Source organism: Steroidobacteraceae bacterium (assembly GCA_041395505.1).
In the GTDB taxonomy this organism is placed as follows: domain Bacteria; phylum Pseudomonadota; class Gammaproteobacteria; order Steroidobacterales; family Steroidobacteraceae; genus JAWLAG01.
Genome location: JAWLAG010000001.1, coordinates 47,842 through 69,156, shown reverse-complemented (window position 1 = coordinate 69,156; position 21,315 = coordinate 47,842). Strand labels below are relative to the sequence as shown.

Here is a 21,315-nt window from a genome sequence, read left to right as displayed (position 1 = left end):
CGGCAAGGCGCGGGCGGCGCCATGCCAGCCTAGCATGTGCCTGCCCGCTGCCCGCAATTCGCGGCTCGACGAGGCATAATGGCGCGATGCAAGTCTTCGTGGTGCCAGTCACGCCGTTCGAACAGAACTGCTCCATCATTGCCTGCCCCGTGACGCTCGAGGCGGCCGTCGTCGACCCGGGCGGAGATCTCGAACGCGTGCTGAAAGTGGTTGACGACAACGCGCTGAAACTGCGCAAGATCCTGCTGACCCACGCCCACCTCGACCATGCGGCGGCAACCGCGGAACTCGCGCGGCTGCGCAGTCTCACCATCGAGGGTCCGCAGCGCGAGGACAAGTTCTGGATCGATGCCATGCCGGAGCATGCCCGGCAATTCGGTTTTCCGTCCGCATCGACTTTCGAGCCCGATCGCTGGCTCGAGGATGGCGATCGGGTAACCGTGGGCGATGAGACGCTCGAGGTATTGCACTGCCCCGGTCATACGCCTGGCCATGTCGTCTTCTTTCACATGCCGTCGCGTTTCGCCATCGTTGGCGATGTGCTTTTCGCCGGGTCAATTGGACGAAGCGATTTTCCCCGCGGCGATCACGACACGCTCATTCGCTCGATACGCGACAAGCTCTTTCCTCTGGGGGACGATGTGCGATTCCTGCCGGGGCATGGTCCGATGTCGACCTTTGGCGAGGAGCGGCAGCACAATCCTTTCGTTGCCGATCGGATGTTTCGCCACTGAGGGCCATCACGGCGAGAGCGTCATCACCTGCATCTGCGTCGTCGGCAGGTAATGATCCACGAGTAACGCCGCGAACAGCCACATGAGGTAGGTGACCGAGAATTTGAACACACGCATGGGCAGTTCTGCGCGTTCGGTCAACTTCAGCGCCAGCGAGTAGTACAGGAAGATGCCATTCAGCACCAATACCGCGGCCAGGTAGATCAGACCGCTCATGCGTGTCAGGAACGGCATCAGCGTGATCAGCACCAGAAGGATGGTATACAGCAGCACCTGCAGTCGCGTGTAGGCGACGCCGTGGGTGACTGGCAGCATCGGAATTCCCGCCGCAGCGTAGTCGTCACGTCGCGCGATCGCCAGCGCCCAGAAATGCGGTGGCGTCCAGATGAAGATGATCAGAAACAGTAGCAGCGCATTCGGGTCGATTGAGTTCGTCACGGCCGCCCACCCGAGCACAGGGGGCGCGGCACCCGCCGCTCCGCCGATGACGATGTTCTGCGAGGTCGCCCGCTTCAACCAGACGGTATAGATGACGGCATAGCCGATCAACGATGCGAAAGTGAGCACGGCGGTCAGCGGATTGACCAGCCACCACAGGATGAGCATTGCGCTCACGCCGAGCACGGCGGCGAAGCCGAGTGCCTTGCCGTGGGTGATGCGACCCGTTGGCAGGGGGCGGTGCCGAGTGCGCGCCATCTTTTCGTCGATGCGGTGATCGAGCACATGATTGATGGTTGCTGCGCAGGCGGCTGCAAGGCCGACGCCGAGGTTGCCAAAAAACAATGCGCCAAGTGGTGGCGCACCAGGCACCGACAGCAGTGTGCCGACGATGGCGGTGAACACGATCAGCAGTACGACACGTGGCTTTGTCAGTTCGAGGTATTGGCGCCACTCGCTCACGGGTTGCGGCCCTGCGGGTAGCGGGCCGCATGCAGCAGATAGATCGTGGCCACGAGCAGTAGCGCGGCACCGGCGTTATGGAGCGTCGCAATATCGAGTGGAAAGGCCTTGCGAACCATGCTGATGCCGATGGTCAATTGCGTTGCGAGCAGCACGCCGACCAGGACGGCCGCGCGCGTCAGGCGCGCCGAATGACGGCGTTGCCGCCAGGCGAGCAGTGCGGTGGCGGTGAGAACCAGTGTCGCCAGGATCGCGCCGAGACGATGCATGAAATGAATGGCGACCCGCGCTGGATGATCGAGCACGCCGCCCTCGTAGTTGATGTCGAGTCCACGCCAGAGCACGAACGCGTCGCCCAGATCCATCGGGGGCCACCAGGCGTTCTGGCAGCGAGGCACATCGGGGCAAGCCATCGCCGCGTAATTGCTGCTGGTCCAGCCACCGAGCGCGATCTGCAGCGCGAGCACCGCGAGCGCGACGGCTGCCGCGCGCCGGAGCATGCGCAACGCCATGCGATCGGAACCTGAAGGCGGCAGCGTGACCGATCCGCCGCCCAGTTCGCCGAGCATGAGCCACAACAAAAGACCGAGCGTCGAGAGGCCTCCCAGCAGATGCAGCGTGACGATCAGGGGCTTGAGCAACCAGGTGACGGTCAGCATCCCGAGCACGCCCTGCGCGACGACCGTGCCGAGCAACGTGAAATGAAACGCCATCGAGCGCCGTCGCCTATCCTGCCAGGCAAGTGCAGTGATGATGACGATGAGCAGGCCGAGCGTGCTGGCGGCGTAACGGTGGATCATCTCGCGCCAGGCCTTGCCCGTTTCGATGTTGAGCCCCGGATAATCGCGCGCGACCTGCTCGGCATTGCGCAACGCCGCGGCCGGCGTGACGTGACCGTAGCAGCCCGGCCAGTCCGGGCAACCGAGGCCCGCGTTGCTGAGGCGCACATAGGCACCGAGCACCACGACGACGAGGCACAGCATCGCTGCCAGCACCGTGAAACGCCGAATCCACATATCGTTACTCATGGTCAGCCGATGTGCGAGAGCTTGAGCAATTTCTTCAGGTCCTCGAGCAACCCTTTGGGATCGTCGCCGGCGTTGGTCTGCATCATGAGGTTGCCGCGTGGATCGACCAGAAAAATGCTTTTGCCACGCGCTTCAACGGGGAAGCGCGCTGCAATCCCTGCCGCATCGCCCGAGTCGGCCGCGACGACATCAAGACCCGCGTGCTCGCGCTGCAGGAATTGCTCGCGGCAACAATTCGAGGTGGCCAGGAACAGGCGCGCAACTCGCGCCATGTCATTGTTGAGGGAGAGCCGGGTCTGGCGCATGACCCAGAGCGCTCGCTCACAGTCGTCATCACAGCGGCCGTCGCCGACATAGACCAGCGTCCAGCGCTCGCGCAGCAGTCCGTTGACGGCAGGCAACGCAATGGCCGGGCGCAGCAGTTCGCCATGATTGGTGGCGGCGGCGGGTCGCCAGCCGCCGACGTAATACAGATAGAACGCTGCCAGCAAAGGCAGGAAGAACAATCCGAACAACGCCAGCAGGGTGCCTAGCGAATTGCGCCGGGCGGGTTGCGTCATCGCGTCACCTTTCGCAGATTGAGGACCAGGTAGAGCACGATCGCAAGCAGTGCAAACGCCCACCACTGGATGGCGTAGGAGAAATTGCGCTCGGGGTCGATACCCGGGGGACGGAATTCTCGCAGAAATCCACCCGGCTGGCTGGCATCGAGCAGCACCTGCTGGCGCTCGAGAGCATGGCCCGCCGCGGCCTCGAGTTCGAGCCAACGCGGAAAGCTGGTGAGCTTGGGCCAGCGCGCATCGAGCGTGGGCGGTGCGCGCCCCGACTCGAGCGCGGCAACCGGCAGATCGGTGAGCCGGCCGGTGATGATCGCTGCGGTGGTCAGTTGCAACGGCAGGTCGATCCCGGGCAGTCGGTCCCGATAGCCGCTCGCCTGCAACCAGCCGCGATTCACGAGTACCTCGCGACCGTCGGCCAGCGCAAAGACCGTCAGTACTTCATAGCCTGGCTGGCCGTTGTGGCTCATGTTATCGAGGACGAATTGGCGTGGTACATACCGCCCGCGGAGCAACACACGCGAGAAACGCGGCAGGCTCGCGAGGCTGCGCGTGCCGATCTCGACCGCAGGCCTGTCTTGCTGCGCGAACTGATCCCGGAGCGCGCGGTGATATTCGCCGCGATGCCACTGCCAGCGACCGAGCGCGATGAACAGCGCAACAGCGGCAATGGTCAGCACCGTCATGGCGAGTGACGGCGAGAAAATCCGCTTGCCCAAATCGATACGCACGACGCTACCTGCCCCTATACTAGAGGTCCATGGACCTCATCAAGCTATTTGTCATTGCCGTGCTGATCGGCATCGTGGCGAGCCTCGGCAGCGCGCTCTACCACCTGGCAAGTGGCAAGGGTGACTCACGCAAGATGCTGCGCGCACTCACGCTGCGCATCAGCCTGTCGGTGGGGCTTTTTATCCTGTTATTGGTTGCGTGGGCAATGGGGTACATCAAGCCGCATGGACTTGGCGGCTAGCGCCGCAAGCGTCGCAGATGCCCCGGTCCGAGCGGGGATTGCGTTGCAAGCAGCCGCGCGCCGGGGGCTACGGCCGGGTCGAGGTCAGACCCAGTAAACGAATACGAACAACCCCAACCACACGACATCGACGAAGTGCCAATACCAGGCGACCGCCTCGAAGGCGAAGTGGCGCTGCGGCGTGAAATGGCCCTTCATGGTGCGCAGCCAGATCACCAGCAGCATGATGGCGCCGATCGTGACATGCGCGCCGTGAAAACCGGTCAGCATGAAAAACGTCGAGCCGTAGATGCCGGTCGAGAGTTTCAAACCGAGTTCGTGATAGGCATGACCGTACTCGCTTGCCTGCAGTCCGACGAACAGGAAACCCAACAGAAAGGTCAGCGCGAGGAAGATCTTGAGTACGCCGCGGTGGCCGGCACGCAAGGCATGGTGCGCAATGGTCACGGTTACACCGCTGGTGAGCAGGATCAGGGTGTTGAGCGCTGGCAGGCCGAACGCGGGAATGACCTCGAAGGAGCCATCCGCCTTACCGCCGACCGTCGCCGGGCCATTGGTCGGCCAGGCGTTCTCGAAACCTGGCCAGAGGAAGGGATTCGTCAGAACCTTCGTGCCCTCGCCGCCCAGCCAAGGCACTGACAGCTGCCGCGCATAGAAAAGCGCGCCGAAGAAGGCCGCGAAGAACATGACCTCGGAGAAGATGAACCACATCATGCCCATGCGGAACGAGCGGTCGACGCTCATGTTGTAGATGTGCCGCTCGTTCTCGTCGATCACCGTGGAGAACCAGCCGAAGAACATCATCGCAAGCAAGGCGAGTCCGGGCAGCATCAGCCACGGCGAACCACCCGCCCATTCGTTGAGGAATCCGACTACGCCCAGCATCAACACGAACAGGGTGACCGAGCCAAAGATCGGCCAGGGACTCGAGTGCGGTATGTAGTACTTGTTGGGGTCGTGTGCGTGAGCGTCAGCCATGTAGATTTCCCTTTACGAAAGCACTAATTGCTGCCAGCCGCGCCCATCAGGGTCGACTGGTCGTACAGCGTGTAGGAGAGCGTCAGGCGATCCAGATAATCGGGGAGTGCCGGATCGATGAAAAATCGCACCTTGAGGCGGCGGGTCTCGCCGGCTGCGAATCGCTGCGGCGTGAAACAGAAACACTCGGTTTTGCGCAGATAGCCCGCGGCGAGGCCGGGCGTGATATTGGGCACTGCCTGGGTGACAGTGTCCTGACCGGTGAGGTTTCGCACGATGAACTCGGCTTCGTTGAGCGCGCCGGGGTGCACATCAATCGACTTCTGCACCGGCGTGAATTCGAAATTGCCGACGCTCGGCAGCTGGGTCATGAACTCCACCGTCACATCGCGACGCTCATCGATGCGTCCGGCCACAGGCGAATTCGCCGCCTGCGCAAGTTGCGTCTGGTCGCCGAAGCCGGTGAGGTCGCAAAGCACGCTATAGAGCGGCACCAGTGCGAAACCAAAGGCGAAGCTGCCGAGCGTCATCATCAGGAGCCGCGCCAGCAACTGGCGGTTGGCCTTGCGCACCGACGGATTGGTTCGTTCGCTCACGGTTGCGCGCGCGCCATCATCAGCAGGATGAAGCCGGCATAGAAAGCGAAGGCCAGCAGACCGAGCAGCATCGCGTTGCGACGAACGCGCCGGGTCCGTTGTGCATCGACGTCGATCAATGCTCCGCTCCGCGGGCGATCACCGCACCAGAGGGTGGCGTCTCCCAGGAGTGGTAGGGTGGCGGCGAGGGCAGCTCCCACTCGAGGCCATGTGCGCCTTCCCAGACCTTCGCCTTGACCGCCTCGCCGCCTTTGACGCAGCGCCAGATGATGTAGGGGAAGAGGAGCTGCGACAGACCGAAGCCAAAGGCGCCGATCGAGGAGACCATGTTCCAGTCGGTGAACTGCACGGCATAGTCCGGGATGCGCCGCGGCATGCCGGCGAGGCCGAGGAAATGCTGCGGGAAGAACAGCACGTTCACGAAAATGGCCGACAGCCAGAAGTGCCATTTGGCGAGCGTCTGGTTGTACATATGGCCGGTCCACTTCGGCAGCCACAGATAGGTACCTGCCATGATGGCGAATATCGCGCCGGGCACCAGCACATAGTGGAAATGCGCGACCACGAAATAGGTGTCGTGGTACTGGAAGTCCGCTGGCGTGATCGCGAGCATCAGGCCGGAGAAACCGCCGATGGTGAACAGGAACAGGAAGGCGAGTGCAAACAGCATCGGCGGTTCGAAGGTTATGGAACCGCGCCACATGGTTGCGCACCAGTTGAAGACCTTAACGCCCGTCGGTATGGCGATCAGCATGGTCGAGAGCATGAAGAAGAGCTGGCCCGCAAGTGGCATGCCCACCGTGAACATGTGGTGGGCCCAGACGATGAACGACAGGAAGGCGATGGACGCCGAGGCATAGACCATCGACTCGTAGCCGAACAACGGCTTGCGCGAAAAAGTCGGGATCACTTCGGAGACGATGCCGAAGGCGGGCAGAATCAGAATGTAGACTTCCGGGTGGCCGAAGAACCAGAAGATATGCTGGAACATGACCGGATCGCCGCCGCCGGCAGCGCTGAAGAAGCTGGTGCCGAAGAAGTGATCGGTGAGCAGCATGGTGACGGCGCCCGCAAGCACCGGCATCACCGCGATCAGGAGATAGGCGGTGATCAGCCAGGTCCACACGAACAGCGGCATGCGCAGCAGACCCATCTGCGGGGCGCGCATGTTCATGATGGTGACGATGACGTTGATGGCGCCGAGGATCGACGAGGCACCCATCAGGTGTATGGCGAATATGGTGAGCGGAAAGCCGTCGCCTGCCTGCAGTGACAGTGGCGGGTAGAGCGTCCAGCCACCGGCTGGCGCGCCGCCCGGCACGAACATGGTCAGGATCATCAGCGTAAATGCGAAGGGCAGTATCCAGAAGCTGAAATTGTTGAGCCTGGGCAGCGCCATATCCGGCGCACCCACCTGCATGGGGATCATCCAGTTCGCGAAACCCGTCCAGGCCGGCATGACGCCACCGAAGATCATGATCAGCGCATGCAGGGTGGTCATGGAATTGAACAACTGCGGATCGACGAACTGCAACCCGGGCTGGAACAACTCGGCGCGTATGACCATCGCCATGGCGCCGCCCAGGAAGAACATCGCGCAGGCGAAGATGAGATACATCGTGCCGATGTCTTTGTGATTGGTGGCAAACAGCCAGCGCCGCCAGCCGTGGGGTTTGTGGTCGTGGTCGTCGTGGGCCGCGGCGGTGTGTTCGTGGTGAGACATGGTGGATCCTGCGCTTGAACTTATACGGTTTGGCGTTGCAACGATTTCGATCAGCTTTGCGGCGAGGGCTCAGTCGCTGCCGCGGCTGCGACGGTCGCCTCGGCCGCAGGTTCTGCAGCGGGGACCGGCGCGGGTTTGCGGCTCGCGAGCCAGGCATCAAATTCTTCGGGGCTCTTCACTTCGACCACGATGGGCATGAAGCCGTGGTCGCGTCCGCAGAGCTCCGCGCACTGGCCGCGGTAGATACCGGTCTTCGCCGGGTCGACGCGAATCCACAGTTCGTTGATGAAGCCCGGTATGGCGTCCTTCTTCATGCCGAAGGCGGGCACCCACCAGGCATGGATGACATCCTTGGCAGTGAGCAGGAGCCGAACCTTTCGGCCGGCCGGGATGACCAGGTGGTTGTCGACGTCGAGCAGATAGTTCGGGATTGAATTCGGGTCGATGCCGGATTGGAGCTGACGCGCGGCGTCGCTGTCGCGATGCAGTGTCGAGAAGAAGCTCACGTCCTCGCCGACGTATTCGTATTGCCACTTCCACTGATAACCGGTCACACGAATGTTGAGGTCGGTCTTGGTCGCGTCTTCGATCTCGACCAGCACCCGGGCCGCCGGGATCGCCATGATGACGAGGATAACGACCGGGATCACGGTCCAGATGATCTCCGCCTTGGTGCTATGGACCATGCTGGTGTCCGGCACCGCACCCTGCGACTTGCGGTAGCGCACGAGGGCAAGAATCATCCAGCCGAAAACGAAAATGCCGATGGCGACGCACCACCAGAAGATGGTCATGTGCAAGCCGTAGATCTGGCTGCTGAGTTCGGTGACGCCAACCGGCATGTTGAGCAGATGCCAGCCGGAGTCGGCCGCCATTGCGGCGGGCAGGGTGAATGCCAGCGCGGTGGCGACCAGCACGGTGAGGACACGGCGAGGCGTTGAGTTCGATTGCATCGGTAGCACCAGGTTGATTCCTTAAAACATCAAAGTACCGGCGATTCGTCTATGCGCCCGACCAGGGCCCCGAGACGGCGGGCAAGCCCCAGCCTTTCGGATTCCGTCAGAAAACGACCTACTTCCCGACTGCGTCCCTTGGACTCGAAGCGCAATTCATGCGGGTGCAGCGGTGAAACGCCGGCGCGCAGTGTAACCCGCGTCCAGTGCCGGGGAAATACGCACTGCTGGGTGTCCCGCCCGCCCGTTATGTCGATCGTGATGTCGGCTTCGGTCAGCGTGATCGTCTCGACCTGCGCGGCGCGCTGAAAGCTCCACCTGACGGCCAGCGCCAGCAGGCCGATTTCCAATCCGGCGAAGGGCAATACCAACCAGAAGCCCTGTGCAGCGACGAAACCCGCCAACGCGAACGTCGTGAGCCCGAGTGTGCCGAAGAAAAACCAGGCCTGCCGCGGCGTCAGCGAGCAATGCGGTGCCAGTCGGATCTGCACGGACGCGGCGGATGTCATTGAGGTGATCGTTGCAGTACTTGCAGCCTGACCAGCCCCGCATGGTATCAGACCGCTATTTTTTCCCACAACTCATGGACTTAGGGTTTGTACCTAGACCGTGACCAGAATCCGCTCCGACAGCGCCGCAGCGCAGGCCCCATGCGCGTCGGCATTGCGCGGACGCCATGGGAAAACACCGAGCGGCGGCGCACCGAGCGCGGCCTCGAGCGTGGCGAGATTTGCCTCGGGCGCGGCCATCTGCGGATCGATGCAACTCGCGACCCAGCCGAGCCAGGCATTACCGCTCGCCTTGATCGCCGCGTGACTCAGGCGCGCATGATTGATGCAACCCAGTCTCATGCCCACGACCAGCACGACCGGCAGGCGAAGCGCGCTCGCGAGCGTGGCGAAATCGCTGTCCGGCCCGAGGGGCGTCATCCAACCGCCCGCGCCTTCGACCACGACCCAATCGCAGCTGTCGGACATTCGCTGCAACCGCTCCAGAAGCAAGCGGCTTTCGATGACCACGCCTGCCTCCTGCGCGGCCACATGCGGGGCAATCGGCGGCGCAAAGCAATAGGGATTCACGTCCTCATAGGGCAGGGCAACCGATGCGGCGTGCATCAGCGCGAGCGCGTCGTCATTGCGCAGCCCCGCAGGCGTGGCGACGGCGCCGGAGGCAATGGGTTTCATGCCGGCGACACGCAGACCCCGGGCGGCCAAGGCGCGAATGAGCGCCACCGCAACGAGGGTCTTGCCGACGCCCGTGTCGGTGCCGGTAATGAACAGGCCCTTCATCGGCCCTCCCGCCGGCGCCGGGTGATGCGGCTGGCATCGATGCGCGTCTCGCCGGCCAATGTCCGCGGCGGACCTGCGAACGCGGCGCCATAGATGACCTGCCAGCTGACCGGCAGCCGTCCGTCGCCCTGACGCAGCGCTTCGTAATGTTTCACCATGGCGGCATAGCGCCGCGCACCGGTGAGTGAGCGACGGCGTTGCGCGAGCGCGTTGCCGGCGCCAAGACCGCGCAACTCGCCGAGGAGGACTGCAACACTCGGGACATCGCGACGCAGGCGGTCACAATCGAGCACGGGTTCGACAAAACCCGCGGCCGAGAGCATGGCCGCCAGATCCGCCATGTCGGGGAAGGCATGGACGTGCAGTCCGTCGTCGACCGCGGCCCAGGACGTAGCGAGTTCGCCGAGCGTCTCCGGGCCGAAGGTCGAGAACAGGAACAGTCCATCAGGGCGCAGCACGCGTGCCACCTCGTTCATTACATTCTGCGGCGGCAGGCACCATTGCAGCATCAGGTTGCTCTGCACCACATCGAAACTATGATCGGCGAATGGCAGGTGCTCGGCGTCGGCGCATACCCTGGCGATTCGCCGACGCGGCCAGCGGGTGCGCAGCTGCGCCAGCATTGCCGGCGCGAGATCGAGCGCGACGATCTCGGCGCGACGGTAATCATCGCGCAAGAATTGCGCGACATTGCCCGTGCCGGCACCGAGATCGAGCATACGCGCAGGCTTGAGCGCGAAACTGCGCAATCGCGCGTGGAGCTCCTTCGCAACACTTAGCTGCAATTGCGCATGATCCGCATAGGCCGGCGCGGCCTTGCCAAAGCGCCTGGCGATGGCCTGGCGCTCAAGCAGCAAGATCCCGCTCCCCGAGGAACGCCTCGAGCGCGCCGAGAAATTCGCGCCCGTGCGAAAGAAATGGACAGTGTGCAGCACGCGCGAGCTCGAGATGACGCGCAGACCCGAGGTTCTGCGCCAGCCATCGGCTGGCCGCGCTGGGCGTGATGCGATCGTACTCGCCACTGATGATGAGCGCTGGCGTCGCAATGCGCGGGCAGAGCGCGGCGAGGTCTGTCCGTGCCAGCAAGTCGAGCCCGCCCGCAAGAGTCTCCGCGCCTGGCTGTCCGCCCTCGCGCAAGGCGCGGGTCAGCTCGGCGCGCTGGGCGGATGCGGCGCGACTCCCCCGCAACGACAGGTCGAGAAAGTCACGCACAGTCGCCTCGGGATCGCATTGCATGCGGCGGCGAAAATCAGCGAATACCTCGCTGGCCATGCCCCATGCCCAATCGTCCCCGGCGATGAATCGAGGCGTGGTGGTGACCAGCACCAGACGGCGAACTCGCTCCGGGCACGAGGCAGCAAGTGCAAGCGCGGCCTGGCCGCCGAGTGACCAACCGAGCAAATCGCACTGTGGTGGCAGGTATTCCTGCAGGTCGCCTTGCAGTGCGTGTATCGATCGCGGCAGCGCGTCGCCGTTGCGCCCGCCATGACCTGGCAGGTCGAGTGCAAGGCAGGTGCGTGTGGGCGTGAGTTCCGCGCACAAACTGTCGAAAACACAACGGTTGAATGCGAAGCCGTGCAGCAGTACCAGGGGCGTCGTCATACGTTCGTCGGCTCGGCGAATGACTCGGCAAGGGCATCGACGAGACCGTCGATATCCGTCTCGCGATGGGTCGCGGCGAACGTAATTCGAAGGCGCGCACTGCCTGCCGGCACGGTGGGTGGTCGAATGGCGCTCACCCAATAGCCGCGCTCGCGCAATGCCGCGCTGGCAGCGACCGCGCGCGCGGCGGAGCCGATGATGAGCGGTTGTATGGCAGTTGTGCTCGCACTCAAGGGCAAACCGGCTGCGAGGGCGCGGCGGCGAAACCGCGCGGTGAGCGCCTGCAGTCGTTCACGTCGCCAGGGTTCGTCGATGATCAGCTTGAGCGCCGCACGTGCGGCGGCGGCCACGGCTTCCGGCAACGCTGTCGTATAGATATAGGTGCGCGCCGATTGCACCAGCCACTCGATCATCGCGGCTTCCCCGGCGATGAACGCGCCGAAACAGCCAAAAGCCTTGCCGAGCGTACCGACCAGCACGAGTGAGCGCGCCGCTGTTTCGCAACCCGCCGCTTCGAGTGTGCCTCGCCCTGCATCTCCTACCACCCCGAGGCCATGGGCATCGTCGATGAGTAGCCACGCGTCATGGCGATTGGCGAGTGTCGCGAGTTCAGCGACCGGTGCAATGTCCCCATCCATGCTGAACAAGCCGTCACTCGCGATGAGTCGCAGCGGCGCCCTGTCCGCGTCGGCCAGTGTCGCGGCGTGGGCGCCGTCCAGGTGGCGATAGCGACGCAATCGCGCGCCGGACAAACGCGCGCCGTCGATCAGCGAGGCGTGATTCAACCGGTCGGCAAGGAGCAACTTGCCGCGCGAGGCGAGTGCACACTGTGCCGCGAGGTTAGCCATGTAGCCGGTCGACAGGAGCAGCGCTCGTTCACGTCCGAGCCAGGCGGCGAGCTCGGCCTCGAGCGCGGCGTGCTCCGGGCCGTGGCCGGTGATCAAATGGGAGGCGCCGCTCCCCACGGTGCGTGCGCTGGCCTCGCGAAATGCGATGGCAAGTCGCGGATCGCCGGCGAGCCCCAGGTAATCGTTGTCGCAGAAAGCGACGAAGTCGCGGCCGTCCACACGCAACCGTTTCGATCCGCCCGTGCTGTCATGCCGGGCGATGACGCGCTCGCGTCGCAGCCCCTTGCCGGACAGCGCGGCGAGCGAGCGCTGCAGCTCGTCAGTGCGCTCCGGCATGTTCGGCCGCAGTCTGGCCGGCGACCTGCATGCCAAGTCGCGCGAGCAGTCCGCGGTCACGCTCAACATCCGGATTGCCCGTCGTGAGGAGTTTCTCGCCATAGAAAATGGAGTTCGCGCCGGCTAGAAAGGCGAGCGCCTGCAGCTCGTCCGACATATTCTCGCGACCTGCCGACAGGCGCACCGCGCTTGCCGGCATGAGTATGCGTGCCACCGCGATGGTGCGAATGAATTCGAGTGGGTCGACGGGCGGTGCATCGGCGAGCGGCGTGCCCGGTACCGCCACCAGCTGGTTGATGGGCACGCTCTCGGGATGACGCTCGAGGTTGGCGAGCGTACGCAGCATTTCGGCGCGATCGCCGCGCGATTCGCCGAGGCCGACGATGCCGCCGCAGCAGACGCCGAGGCCGGCCGCGCGCACGGCGCGCAAAGTATCGAGGCGGTCGCTGAAATCGCGGGTGGTGATGATGTTGCCGTAGAACTGCGGCGACGTGTCGATATTGTGGTTGTAGTAATCGAGCCCGGCATCTTTCAGCTGCTGCGCCTGCGCGGAATCGAGCATGCCGAGCGTTGCGCAACTCTCGAGACCGAGCGCGCGCACTTCGCGAATCATCGCGCACATCTGCTCGAGGTCCTTCTTCTTCGGCGAACGCCACGCCGCGCCCATACAGAATCGGGTCGCACCGGCTGCCTTCGCGGCGCTGGCGCGTTCGCGGACGAGTTCGAGCGGCAGGGTCTGCTCGCGATCGACGCCCGTGTCATGGCGCAGGCTCTGCGGGCAGTAGGCGCAATCCTCCGGGCAGCCGCCGGTCTTGACGGACAACAGCGTGGCAAGCTGCACCTGATTGGCTGGATGGTGACGGCGGTGCACTGTTTGCGCCACGAAGATCAGATCGGCAAACGGCTGATCAAAGAGTGCGGCCACTTCTGCCGCGCTCCAGTCGTGACGCACCGCGTTGCTGCTGCACTCGGTCATGGCGAGTCCTCGCTGTCGCTATTTCCTGCGAATACACACGCTTTCGGCGGCTGCCGGACGGGGCCGCTGCGGGCATGCTGTTGCCCGGCATGGTGTTGTGCGGAGCCGCGAATTGTCAACTTTTCCCATGGCGTTCTGGTTGACAATCATCCACGGCCTCAGGCCCATCTCGCCCCTGCGCCACGGCATGGATCTCGCGCTCGCGGCGTGGCTGTTTCCGCCCATCTGCGTGATCTGCCGGCGGCGGGCCATCCATCCCTGGCTCGATCTGTGCGACGCTTGCCTGCAGATACTGCCGTTGCAGCCATTGGCGCAGGCTGGCACGCCGCTCATCGCGGCGCTCGGCTACGCCTTCCCCGCCGACCACTGGGTGCGGCGCCTGAAATTCAACAGCGACCGCGTGGCCGGCAGGCTACTCGGCACGCTGCTCGCGGGATCGGTTCTGGCGGCGGGCGATCGGCTGCCGGATGCACTGGTGCCGGTGCCGCTGCACCCGCGGCGCCTCGCCGAGCGCGGCTACAACCAGTCGCTGCTGATCGCGCGCCAATGCGCCCTGCTGCTAGATCGCCCGGTGCGTCCGCATTGGCTGCGCCGGGTCACCCATAGCCCGGCGCAAACGCGGCTGGCAGCCCGCGAACGCCTGCACAATGTCGCCGGCGCGTTCGCGGCCGCAGGCAGTGTACGTGGCAAGACACTGGCGCTGGTCGACGATGTCCATACCACCGGTGCGACGGCTAGCGCCTGCACGCAGGCGCTCCTCGGTGCGGGCGCCGCGTCGGTGCGGACCTGGACGGCGTGCCGCAGCTAGCCCGAGAGGCTGTACTCGAGCAACAGGCCGGCAAAGATGCACATGCCGACATAGTTGTTGTTGAGGAAGGCGCGAAAGCAGCCCTCGGCATCGCGGCGGCGGATCAACCACTGCTGATAGACGAAAAAACCGGCGGCGAAGACCAGGCCGGCCTGATACCAATGGCCATAACGCATGCTGGTGCCGGCCAGGTATAGCGTCGTCAGCATGAGCAGCTGCAACGCGGCAACGAAGAGGCGGTCGAGATCGCCGAAGATGATCGCCGTCGAGCGCACGCCAATCTTCAGGTCGTCATCGCGATCGACCATCGCGTATTCGGTGTCGTAGATGAGCGCCCAGAAGATCGCGGCGATGAACAACAGCCAGCCGACGCGCGGCAGATTGCCATACTGCGCAACGAACGCCATCGGTACGCCATAGCCAAAGGCGACGCCGAGTACCAGTTGCGGGGCCGGGAAGAAGCGCTTGAAGAACGGATAGGCGAGTGTCAGCGCCGCGCCCAGGAAGGCGAGCCGCAAGGTGAGCGGATCGAGCTGTGCGACGAGATACAACGCGACGCCGCCCAGGAGCGCCAGCATCAACATCGCCTCATACGGCGAGAGCCTGCGCGCGGCGAGCGGACGATCGCGGGTGCGGCGTACGAAGGGATCGATATTGCGATCCGTCAGGTCGTTGGCGATGCAGCCCGCGGCGCGCATCACGACGGCGCCCACGACGAAAATGACGAATATCGTCTCGTTCGGATGGCCCTCGCCCGCCACCCACAGCGCCCAGAGCACGGGCCAGAGCAGCAACCAGATCCCGATCGGCTTGTCGAAGCGCATCAGCTGCATCGAATCGCGCCAGCGCCGCACCCACCACGGATCGGTGGGTCGCATGTCCAGGGCACCCCGGCTCAAAGCGGTTCCTCGCGCCCGATGGCTGGCAGAAAAACCTCGATCAGGATCATGGCGTGGTCGTTGATGACGAAACGTGTTCGTCGCTGCCACAGACATTGCGGGGCGAGGGCGGCAATTGCAAGCGCGTGCCTCGCCAGCGGATCGTCGGGGGAGGCAAGGCTGAAATCGGGTGGCGCCCGGCGCACGCCGGCATGTGCGGCCAGCGTACCGCCGAGCGGCTTCGCATCGAGTTCGAGCAGCCAGGGTTCGGCATCGAGCATGACGCGCGGCACCCGGGTGCGCGCCAGCAGCCAAAGTTCGTGGCCATGGCGAAACTCGATTTCCCGTTCAAGACCTTCGGCGGCGACCGTCTGGGATCGCAGGCGAAACCGAAACCGCTCGCCGCAGGCGGCGCGAATGCGCTCGGTCATCAGTCCAGGCGTCAGCAGCCAGGAGCGAAGCCGCGCATCCTCGCAGTGCTCGGCCAGCTGCGCGGCGTCGATCCAGCGATTGGCGCCGATGTCGTTCATCCAACGCGACCGTACTGCGCGCTGGCGCCGACCCAGCGCGCGACCAGCGGTGCGATCGATCCTGGAAATCGCTCGTTCATGACCGTTGCCGCGCGTTGCACCTGCGGCAGCATCGCCACATCCCTGGCAAGATCGGCGACCCGAAGTTGCGCAAGGCCAGTCTGCCGGGTGCCGAGCAATTCACCGGCGCCGCGCAATTGCAGATCGCGCTCGGCGATCACGAAACCGTCATTGGTCTCGCGCAGGGCGTTCAGGCGCTCGCGAGCGGTCTCGCCAAGCGGAGCCCGGTAGAGCAACACACAACTGCTTTCGCGTCGCCCGCGCCCGACCCTGCCGCGCAACTGATGCAACTGCGCAAGCCCCATGCGTTCGGCGTTCTCGATGATCATCAGCGTGGCGTTCGGCACGTCGACGCCGACCTCGATTACGGTCGTCGCAACCAGAAGCTCGATCTCGCCCGCCTTGAACTCCCGCATGACCTTCTCCTTGGCACGCGGCTTGAGCCGTCCATGTACCAGGGCGACGCGCAGTTGCGGCAGGGCTTCGGTGAGGGCGGCGGCCGTATCCTGCGCGGCCTGCGCCTTGAGTTCCTCGGATTCCTCGATCAACGAGCAGACCCAGTAAGCCTGGCTGCCGCCCGCGCAGGCCGCGGCGATGCGCTCGACGACCTCGGCGCGTCGGGTCTCGGGCAGCACGACCGTACGCACCGGCGTGCGCCCTGGCGGCAACTCATCGAGCACCGTGACATCGAGATCGGCATAGGCCGTCATCGCCAGTGTGCGCGGGATGGGCGTTGCCGTCATGATCAGCTGGTGCACCGAGGCATCGGCGGCAGCTTTCTCGGCGAGCTGCAAGCGTTGATCGACGCCAAATCGGTGCTGTTCATCCACGATCACCAGGGCAAGCCGGGCAAACGCCACGCCCTGCTGAAAAAGCGCATGCGTGCCGACGATCAGCTGGCTCTTGCCGTCGGCGATCGAGGCCAACGCTTTTCGCCGCGCCGCCGCTGGCAACGTGCCGGTGACCAGGGTCACAGTGACACCGAGTGGAGCGAACCAGTCGTGCAAGGTCTGCCAGTGTTGTTCGGCGAGCAATTCGGTCGGCGCCATGAGCGCCGCCTGGCCGGCGCTGCCAATCGCCTGCGCGCAGGCGATTGCGGCGACCGCCGTCTTGCCGCTGCCGACATCGCCCTGCAGGAGCCGCGCCATGGGCGTGTTGAGCTGAAGGTCGGCACAGATCTGATCGAGTGCCCGGCGTTGGGCGCCAGTCAACGAAAATGGCAGCGACCGCGCGAGGCGCGCGGCGAGCTGCGAAGTATCCACAAGGGCGGGCGCATTGCGCTGGCGTAGCCTGTTCCTGATGCCCTGCAGGGCGAGATGCTGCGCAAGCAATTCCTCGAATGCGAGGCGCCGCTGGGCGGGATGGCGGCCCGAAGCGAGTTCGTTGAGCGACAGGTCGAGCGGCGGGTGGTGCAATTCGCGCAACGCCGTGCCGAGACCCGGCAACTCGAGCGGAGCGCTGATCTCGGCCGGCAGCCAGTCATGCACCTGACGGCGAGCCACCGCCTGCAGCGCAAGATCGATCAGGCGACGAAAACGGCCCTGCGCGATGCCGGGAACGCTCGGGTAGACCGGCGTCAGACGATCGGGCAGGGGCGGCGGATTCTCGCCGAGGCGCTGGTACTCGGGGTGGACCATCTCGAAGCCGGAAGGACCGCGGCGCACCTCGCCATAGCAACGAATGCGGCTGCCCCTGGCGAAACCGTCACGTTGCGCATTCGAAAAATAGAAGAATCGCAAGGTCAGGCTGCCACTGCCATCGTCGATGCGCACCAGGAGCTGCCGGCGGCGGCGGAACACGACTTCGGCAAGCTGCACCTCGCCGCTCACCACCGCCCGCTGCCCGGTAACGAGCGAGCCCATGCGGCTCAAGCGCGTGCGATCCTCGTAGCGCAACGGCAGCACGAACAGCAGGTCCTCGATCTGGTGCACGCCGATGTCAGCCAGTTGCGCCGCAAGCGCAGCGCCGACACCTGGCAGGCTGGTGATCGCCGCCGGCGCCACGGACTCATCGCGCGCGGTCACGACAGCTGCAGCACGCACTCCATTTCGACTCGAGCGCCACGCGGCAACTCGCGCACCCCGACGGCAGCGCGGGCCGGATACGGTTGGGCGAAGTATTGCGCCATGATCTCGTTGACGCGCGCGAAGTGGCCGAGGTCGGTCAGGAAGACCGTCACCTTGACCGCGTCCTGCAGCGTGCCCCCGGCGGCTTTGCAGATTGCGACGAGGTTGTCGAACACGCGGCGGATCTCGGCATCGATGTCGCCGGCGACCATCTGCATGGTCGCCGGATCGAGCGGGATCTGCCCGGATACGTACACGGTGTCGCCGATGCGCACGGCCTGCGAGTAAGTGCCGATGGCCTGCGGCGCATCCCTGGTGTTGATGTACTGGCGTTGCTTGGAACCCATGGCGGCCTGACTACTTGACGTGACGCGCGATTGTACGCGAGACGCGGCTGACGTCGGCAATGCTGCGTATCGCACGCATGACCCGTGCCAGCTGCCGCCGATCCAGTACCTGTACCTGGAAGGTGATTACCGACGTGCCGCCATCGCGCTCCTGCAAAAGCACATGGTCGATGTTGGTCTGCGTATCGGCAATCGCGGCGGCGATCTTGGCGAGCGTGCCCATGCGGTTGGCAACCTCCACGCGCAGCTCGCTGGTGAAGCGCCGCTCGCCGCCCTCCTGCCAGCGAACCGCCAGCCACTTCTCCGGATGCTTGCGGTAGTCTTCGACGTTGACGCAGGTTTCCCTGTGGATCACGACACCGCGACCGGTCGAGAGGTAGGCCATGATCGGATCGTTCGGGAGCGGATAGCAGCAACGCGCATAGGTCACGAGCAATCCTTCCGTGCCCGCGACCGCGAGCGGCGTCATGCCGCCGGCTGTGTCGCTGCCGCGCTCCGCAGGCAGCAGCCGGCGTGCGATGAGCGGCGCGAGACGTTCGCCGAGCCCGATCTTCTCGAGCAGTTCGTCGCGATCGCGCATGCCGAGTTCGCCAATGATCTGCGCCAGCGTTGCCTCCGGGACAGTCTCGAGCGAGAGCTTGAGTTCCGCGAGCGCCTGCTCGAGCAGTCTTTGCCCTAGCTCGACGGCTTCGGTGCGCCGCAGGCTCTTGAGATACTGGCGAATCGCGCCGCGCGCCTTGGCCGAAGCTACGAAACTCACCCAGGCAGGGTTTGGCCGTGCGCCCTTGGCGGTGATGATCTCGACCGTCTGGCCATTGCGCAGCACGGTGCGTAGCGGCGCGAGCTTGCGGTCGATTTTCGCGGCTACGCAGCGATTGCCGACGCCGGTGTGCACGGCGTAGGCGAAATCAATCACCGTCGAGCCGCGCGGCAGGCGCATGATCTCGCCCTTCGGCGTGAACACGTAGACCTTGTCGGGAAACAGGTCGACACGCACGCTCTCGAGGAACTCCTCCGAGGTATTTCCGGACTGGATCTCAACCAGGCTCGAGAGCCACTCGCGTGCGCGGTCCGCGCCGCCGCCCGACTCGCCCTCGCCCGATTTGTATTTCCAGTGCGCTGCGATGCCGATCTCGGCCACGCGATGCATTTCCGTCGTGCGAATCTGCACTTCGATGGGGATGCCATTCGGTCCAAACAGCGCCGTGTGCAATGACTGGTAACCGTTGACGCGGGGAATGGCGATGTAGTCCTTGAATCGTCCCGGCATCGGCCGATACACGGAGTGCACCATGCCGAGCGCGCGGTAGCACTCGTCGGTCGATTCGACAATGATGCGCACGCCGTAGACGTCGACGATTTCGCCCAACGGCGCACGCTTGCGGCGCATTTTTCTGTAGATGCTGTACAGGTGCTTCTCGCGTGCCTCGACCGTCGCTTCGAGGCCGCCACGTTGCAATGCGGCGCGCAGGCTCGTGGTGATCTTGCCGAGAAATTCCTTCTGGTTGCCGCGCGCGCGGCGCAATTCACGTTGCAGGACCTTGTAGCGGCGCGGGTAACCTGCCTGGAATCCCAGGTCCTCGAGTTCCAGCTTGATGTTGTACAGGCCGAGCCGCTCGGCGATGGGTGCGTAGATCTCGAGGGTTTCGCGCACCATGGCCATGCGCCGTCGCGGTGGCAATGCCGTAACCGTGCGCATGTTGTGCAGGCGGTCGGCGAGCTTGACCAGGATGACACGCAGATCGCGCACCATCGCGAGCACCATCTTGCGAAAACTTTCCGCCTGCGCCTCGGCACGGCTGCGGAAGCGGATCTGGTCGAGCTTGGTTACGCCGTCGACGATTTCCGCGACGCTCGCGCCGAAACGTTCGCCAAGCGCATCCTTGTCGATGGCCGTGTCTTCGATGACATCATGCAGGATGGCGGCAATGATGGTGTCGGGATCGGCGCGCAGCTGTGCCAGCACGTTGGCGGCCGCGAGCGGATGGGCGATGTAGGGTTCGCCGGACAGACGCTTCTGCCCCTCGTGCGCATCGATTGCAAAATCGATGGCCGAACGCACGCGCTGTTGTTGCTCCTCGGGCAGATACTTCGCGCACTCCTGCAGCAATGCACGTTGACCTGGCGTACGCCAGGGGGCTGGCAACAGGGTGCGAAGCGAAGACGCGTAGTCCATGGCGACGAGCCATGGTACCGCGTAGCGGCCCGGTTAGTCGTCGAGGCCGAACTGGGGGGCGCGAAACAGTGAATCGCTGTCCGGATCCGGAATGGCAAGCTCGGGCGTCGGCTCGGGCTCGGCCAGCATCTCCGGCGTTATGGTGCCTTCGGCGATTTCGCGCAGGGCGACGACGGTGGGTTTGTCGTTCTCCCAGGGCACGGTTGCTTCGGCGCCGTTGGCGAGGCGACGCGCCCGCTGGGCCGCAAGCAGCACCAGCTGGAAAATGTTATCGACATTGTGCAGACAGTCTTCGACGGTTACGCGTGCCATGGAAACCTCGCCACAGGGCCGACCATTTTAGCGCATTGCGGCATTCCCGGCCAGAAGCCCGGCCAACAGGGGCGCAAGCTGTGCCCGGTCCGGACCCAGGTCCGCGGTCCGGCCGTCCAGGACCCCGAGCAGCTGCTCGACTGCCTGCTCGAAATCGTCGTTGACGATGACGCAGTCGAATTCGTGAAAGTGGCTCATTTCCTGCTCGGCCACCGCCAGGCGCCGGGCGATCACTTCGTCGCTGTCGGTCCGCCGGTTTCGCAGCCGCGCCTCGAGAGTGGCGCGCGAGGGCGGCAGGATGAAGATGCTGGTGCAGCCGGGCCAGCTGCGCCGCACCTGCTCGGCGCCCTGCCAGTCGATTTCGAGTATCACGGTGCGGCCCTCGGCGAGCGAGCGCTCCACCTCGGCGCGATGCGTGCCGTAGTAGTTGCCATACACTTCGGCGTATTCGAGGAAGCCGCCCGCATCGCGTTCGGCGAGAAACTCCGGGACGGTTACGAAATGATAATCGCGGCCCGCGACCTCACTCGGGCGCTGCGGCCGGGTGGTGTGCGAGACCGACACGGCGAGCCCCGGCCGGCGCGCGAGTAACGCCTTTACAAGGCTCGTCTTCCCCGCGCCCGAGGGCGCTGCGATCACAAACAA

General features: G+C 64.7%; 25 protein-coding genes. 3 read left to right on the top strand and 22 right to left on the bottom strand.

The genetic code is table 11. From position 1 onward, the window contains the following. Positions 1-86 precede the first annotated feature (86 nt). Entirely contained in the window at positions 87-734 is a 648-nt protein-coding gene (locus R3E77_00335; GenBank protein ID MEZ5497850.1) for an MBL fold metallo-hydrolase, read from the top strand. A gap of 6 nt (positions 735-740) precedes the next feature. Here the strand turns inward: R3E77_00335 and cyoE are convergent, their stop codons facing one another. From cyoE to R3E77_00315, 4 genes are read right to left on the bottom strand one after another with little or no spacing between them, the layout of a single operon-like run. Next, a complete protein-coding gene (gene cyoE / locus R3E77_00330; GenBank protein MEZ5497849.1) occupies positions 741-1,634 on the bottom strand; it encodes a heme o synthase in 894 nt (297 codons plus the stop codon). Continuing rightward, positions 1,631-2,662, bottom strand: coding sequence for a COX15/CtaA family protein (locus tag R3E77_00325; protein ID MEZ5497848.1), 1,032 nt, complete (start codon positions 2,660-2,662; stop codon positions 1,631-1,633). Before R3E77_00325 ends, cyoE begins: the two co-directional genes overlap by 4 nt. A 2-nt stretch (positions 2,663-2,664) precedes the next feature. Then, the gene (locus R3E77_00320; GenBank protein MEZ5497847.1) at positions 2,665-3,222 is read right to left on the bottom strand and encodes a hypothetical protein; all 558 of its coding nucleotides are present in this window, start codon (positions 3,220-3,222) and stop codon (positions 2,665-2,667) included. Continuing rightward, positions 3,219-3,950: an SURF1 family protein gene (locus tag R3E77_00315; protein ID MEZ5497846.1), complete on the bottom strand. Its 732-nt coding sequence runs from the start codon at positions 3,948-3,950 to the stop codon at positions 3,219-3,221. The genes R3E77_00320 and R3E77_00315 overlap by 4 nt, the downstream gene beginning before the upstream one ends. Before the next feature lie 29 nt (positions 3,951-3,979). On the opposite strand from R3E77_00315, the gene R3E77_00310 reads away from it, so the two are divergent. Then, entirely contained in the window at positions 3,980-4,192 is a 213-nt protein-coding gene (locus R3E77_00310) for a twin transmembrane helix small protein (protein MEZ5497845.1), read from the top strand. 84 nt (positions 4,193-4,276) lie between these two features. Here R3E77_00310 and R3E77_00305 read toward each other — a convergent pair whose 3' ends face one another. From R3E77_00305 to bioB, 11 genes are all read right to left on the bottom strand, one after another. Further along, positions 4,277-5,170, bottom strand: coding sequence for a cytochrome c oxidase subunit 3 (locus R3E77_00305; protein MEZ5497844.1), 894 nt, complete (start codon positions 5,168-5,170; stop codon positions 4,277-4,279). Positions 5,171-5,193: 23 nt separating this feature from the next. Next, positions 5,194-5,766 carry a cytochrome c oxidase assembly protein gene (locus tag R3E77_00300; GenBank protein MEZ5497843.1) on the bottom strand — a complete coding sequence of 191 codons (573 nt, stop codon included), beginning with the start codon at positions 5,764-5,766 and terminating at the stop codon, positions 5,194-5,196. After that, positions 5,763-5,885 (bottom strand): hypothetical protein, encoded by a 123-nt coding sequence (locus tag R3E77_00295; GenBank protein ID MEZ5497842.1) that lies wholly within the window; start codon positions 5,883-5,885, stop codon positions 5,763-5,765. Before R3E77_00295 ends, R3E77_00300 begins: the two co-directional genes overlap by 4 nt. Continuing rightward, positions 5,882-7,489 (bottom strand): cytochrome c oxidase subunit I, encoded by a 1,608-nt coding sequence (ctaD, locus tag R3E77_00290; GenBank protein MEZ5497841.1) that lies wholly within the window; start codon positions 7,487-7,489, stop codon positions 5,882-5,884. The genes R3E77_00295 and ctaD overlap by 4 nt, the downstream gene beginning before the upstream one ends. 50 nt (positions 7,490-7,539) lie before the next feature. Next, positions 7,540-8,442, bottom strand: a complete 903-nt coding sequence (coxB, locus tag R3E77_00285; protein ID MEZ5497840.1) for a cytochrome c oxidase subunit II — start codon at positions 8,440-8,442, stop codon at positions 7,540-7,542. 29 nt (positions 8,443-8,471) lie between these two features. After that, positions 8,472-8,951 (bottom strand): DUF2244 domain-containing protein, encoded by a 480-nt coding sequence (locus R3E77_00280; GenBank protein MEZ5497839.1) that lies wholly within the window; start codon positions 8,949-8,951, stop codon positions 8,472-8,474. Between the two features lie 93 nt (positions 8,952-9,044). After that, complete coding sequence (gene bioD / locus R3E77_00275; protein ID MEZ5497838.1) at positions 9,045-9,731, bottom strand: dethiobiotin synthase; 687 nt, start codon at positions 9,729-9,731, stop codon at positions 9,045-9,047. Next, positions 9,728-10,588 (bottom strand): malonyl-ACP O-methyltransferase BioC, encoded by an 861-nt coding sequence (gene bioC, locus R3E77_00270; protein ID MEZ5497837.1) that lies wholly within the window; start codon positions 10,586-10,588, stop codon positions 9,728-9,730. The genes bioD and bioC overlap by 4 nt, the downstream gene beginning before the upstream one ends. After that, the gene (locus R3E77_00265; GenBank protein MEZ5497836.1) at positions 10,578-11,333 is read right to left on the bottom strand and encodes an alpha/beta fold hydrolase; all 756 of its coding nucleotides are present in this window, start codon (positions 11,331-11,333) and stop codon (positions 10,578-10,580) included. The genes bioC and R3E77_00265 overlap by 11 nt, the downstream gene beginning before the upstream one ends. After that, positions 11,330-12,517: an 8-amino-7-oxononanoate synthase gene (bioF, locus tag R3E77_00260; GenBank protein MEZ5497835.1), complete on the bottom strand. Its 1,188-nt coding sequence runs from the start codon at positions 12,515-12,517 to the stop codon at positions 11,330-11,332. Before bioF ends, R3E77_00265 begins: the two co-directional genes overlap by 4 nt. Next, complete coding sequence (bioB, locus tag R3E77_00255) at positions 12,501-13,493, bottom strand: biotin synthase BioB (protein MEZ5497834.1); 993 nt, start codon at positions 13,491-13,493, stop codon at positions 12,501-12,503. The genes bioF and bioB overlap by 17 nt, the downstream gene beginning before the upstream one ends. Positions 13,494-13,620: 127 nt before the next feature. On the opposite strand from bioB, the gene R3E77_00250 reads away from it, so the two are divergent. Further along, the gene (locus tag R3E77_00250) at positions 13,621-14,301 is read left to right on the top strand and encodes a ComF family protein (GenBank protein MEZ5497833.1); all 681 of its coding nucleotides are present in this window, start codon (positions 13,621-13,623) and stop codon (positions 14,299-14,301) included. Here the strand turns inward: R3E77_00250 and ubiA are convergent. The 7 genes from ubiA to gmk are packed head-to-tail and all read right to left on the bottom strand — an operon-like array spanning position 14,298 to position 21,309. After that, positions 14,298-15,179: a 4-hydroxybenzoate octaprenyltransferase gene (gene ubiA / locus R3E77_00245; GenBank protein MEZ5497832.1), complete on the bottom strand. Its 882-nt coding sequence runs from the start codon at positions 15,177-15,179 to the stop codon at positions 14,298-14,300. The genes R3E77_00250 and ubiA overlap by 4 nt on opposite strands. 17 nt (positions 15,180-15,196) lie before the next feature. After that, complete coding sequence (locus R3E77_00240; protein ID MEZ5497831.1) at positions 15,197-15,709, bottom strand: chorismate lyase; 513 nt, start codon at positions 15,707-15,709, stop codon at positions 15,197-15,199. Then, positions 15,706-17,811, bottom strand: coding sequence for an ATP-dependent DNA helicase RecG (recG, locus tag R3E77_00235; GenBank protein ID MEZ5497830.1), 2,106 nt, complete (start codon positions 17,809-17,811; stop codon positions 15,706-15,708). The genes R3E77_00240 and recG overlap by 4 nt, the downstream gene beginning before the upstream one ends. Beyond that, positions 17,790-18,182, bottom strand: a complete 393-nt coding sequence (locus R3E77_00230; GenBank protein MEZ5497829.1) for a RidA family protein — start codon at positions 18,180-18,182, stop codon at positions 17,790-17,792. The genes recG and R3E77_00230 overlap by 22 nt, the downstream gene beginning before the upstream one ends. Positions 18,183-18,192: 10 nt before the next feature. Then, positions 18,193-20,358, bottom strand: coding sequence for a bifunctional (p)ppGpp synthetase/guanosine-3',5'-bis(diphosphate) 3'-pyrophosphohydrolase (locus tag R3E77_00225; protein MEZ5497828.1), 2,166 nt, complete (start codon positions 20,356-20,358; stop codon positions 18,193-18,195). 33 nt (positions 20,359-20,391) lie between these two features. Continuing rightward, positions 20,392-20,670 carry a DNA-directed RNA polymerase subunit omega gene (gene rpoZ / locus R3E77_00220; protein MEZ5497827.1) on the bottom strand — a complete coding sequence of 93 codons (279 nt, stop codon included), beginning with the start codon at positions 20,668-20,670 and terminating at the stop codon, positions 20,392-20,394. Positions 20,671-20,697: 27 nt separating this feature from the next. Next, positions 20,698-21,309 (bottom strand): guanylate kinase, encoded by a 612-nt coding sequence (gene gmk / locus R3E77_00215; GenBank protein ID MEZ5497826.1) that lies wholly within the window; start codon positions 21,307-21,309, stop codon positions 20,698-20,700. Positions 21,310-21,315: the final 6 nt, after the last annotated feature.